Origin of the sequence: Mycobacterium persicum (genome assembly GCF_002086675.1) — a bacterium.
GTDB lineage: Bacteria > Actinomycetota > Actinomycetes > Mycobacteriales > Mycobacteriaceae > Mycobacterium > Mycobacterium persicum.
Genome location: NZ_MVIF01000218.1, coordinates 1 through 1807 on the forward strand (window position 1 = coordinate 1; position 1807 = coordinate 1807).

Consider the following 1807-nt stretch of genomic DNA (forward strand, 5'->3'; position numbering starts at 1 on the left):
CGACTGGAACTACACACTCACCGCCCACCACACCCCGACACGCCCGACACCACCTACCTAATTACTGCGCGAGCCCTTAGACCCAAGGCTCCCAACAGATCTCGCTCGCCACAGCAATCTTGCCCAAGCCTGGCGGCAGCTTGACAAAACCCTGAATCAATTCACAAACGCAGCACTCACCGCAGCTTGAACCCCAACTTGGTCTGATCGTAAACTTCGCCCTCACCAAGCGAAGTTCGCCCTCACCAAGCGAAGCTAGTATGGCGGCGGCCAGGAGCACCAGAGGGAAGGTACGCGAACGCGGAGTTGGGTAGGCGGGATACGGTGGTCTCCACTGTTCTGACGCTAGGTAATTACTCGTCACCTCAGTAGGGCTATTCGGACCCGCCGATAAAACCGACCGCTTGCCGGGGAGCAGATCAGCTGACACCGCACAGGGCCTTCATGCGGGCATCCTTAGCATTGACATCATCAAGTGCCGCGCGCCACGTCGGATCATCACGCCCGCTGGCAATGCTACTCGTTGCTGTGGTGTTGCTGTATGCCTCGGCAAGTGCCAGCGCCGCGGCGCGATCGCCTGAAGCGAGCGCCGGGGCTGTATTTATCGTGGTCTCCAACATTAAGGCGCCATTCACGGCGGCTACCCCTGCGAGTGCAGGACTTGCGCCGTTGGTTTCTACCTGGACCGCACGTGCGGCCAGCTTGTACACTTCACACAATTTCTGGTGCGCTGCGGCGATGTCAGCAGCGGTATACGTCGGCGGGGCGGACGTTTTCGGGGAAGCGGTTGGATTGCTAGTCGTCGGGCCTGTTAGCGCCACGATCAAAGCTGCGGCGCCCAGCAGAATGGCGATGGCCAAGCCCAATGCTTGCCAAACGCGAGTGCCTGTTCCCGGCTGCGTGGGATGGGTCGGTGTCCATTGGCCTGTCGTGGGCGGAAGGGTCGTCACCTGAGTAAGGCTATTCCTGCTGACGCCGGCATGCACTCCAGTGTCTGTTTGGCTGCGTCGATGTCGATGAACCCTGTGGTGCCGAGACGCCCCCCGAAAGGGCGAGACGGTCGATGCTCAGGCTTCTTCGAAGGAGTATCGCGTGAATAGCGACGAACCACGTTGTAGGGCAGAGTTCGCGCCAGGCTCACTTGGCCTTTGTTGATCGCATCTGCGGCTCTGTCGCTTTGTTCACTTTTCACTTGACACTGATGGGCGATAGTAGTCATACGCTGCTCACCCCGCCAATACCACTCCAGCAAATCTTCGGCGGTTTGGCCCTTGTTTACGGCCAACTGCGTCCGTGCGTTTTGCAGATCGCTAGCCTCTTGGCGCTTAACTTGCCCCGCCTGGCCCCAATACGAGACCCCGGCCGCGGGAGCATTCTGCCGAGCCGGCCACCACCCACCAACCAGCAATATCGACCACTTGCCGGGTGGGAGATCGGCCGCCACCGCACACGGCTTTCATCCGGGCGTCCTTCGCATTGGCATCATTTATTGCTGCCTGGAGGCGGGATCGTCTCTCGGTGCAAAGCTACCCACGGCGTTAACGTTGGTAAAGGCTTCTGCCGGCGCCAACGCGGCGGCGCGATCGGTGGGTGACAGTGCTTGGGTCGCATTGACTGCCTGTTCCAGCATCAGCGCCCCGTTGACCAGGGCAACGCCTGCGAGGGCTTGGTTGCCACCATGCTAAGAGGTCTTCAACATTGGCATCGTGACGTCGTGGTGCTGGCTCCAGCAGCGTCACATGGGCGGGCAGCCGGACATGGGGTGGAATCCAGCCTCCGGCGAGATCGGTGACCAGTAGTGTGGTCC

General features: G+C 60.7%; 1 protein-coding gene and 2 pseudogenes. All 3 read right to left on the reverse strand.

All coding sequences use genetic code 11. The annotated features are described in order from the left end of the window. Positions 1 to 419 precede the first annotated feature (419 nt). Complete coding sequence (locus tag BST40_RS33465) at positions 420 to 860, reverse strand: hypothetical protein (RefSeq protein ID WP_425270714.1); 441 nt, start codon at positions 858 to 860, stop codon at positions 420 to 422. A gap of 290 nt (positions 861 to 1150) precedes the next feature. Further along, positions 1151 to 1444 (reverse strand): annotated as a pseudogene (locus tag BST40_RS32235) (DUF5631 domain-containing protein); the annotation flags it as partial. A 238-nt stretch (positions 1445 to 1682) separates the two neighbouring features. Beyond that, positions 1683 to 1807: pseudogene (locus BST40_RS29835) on the reverse strand (DUF5632 domain-containing protein); the annotation flags it as partial.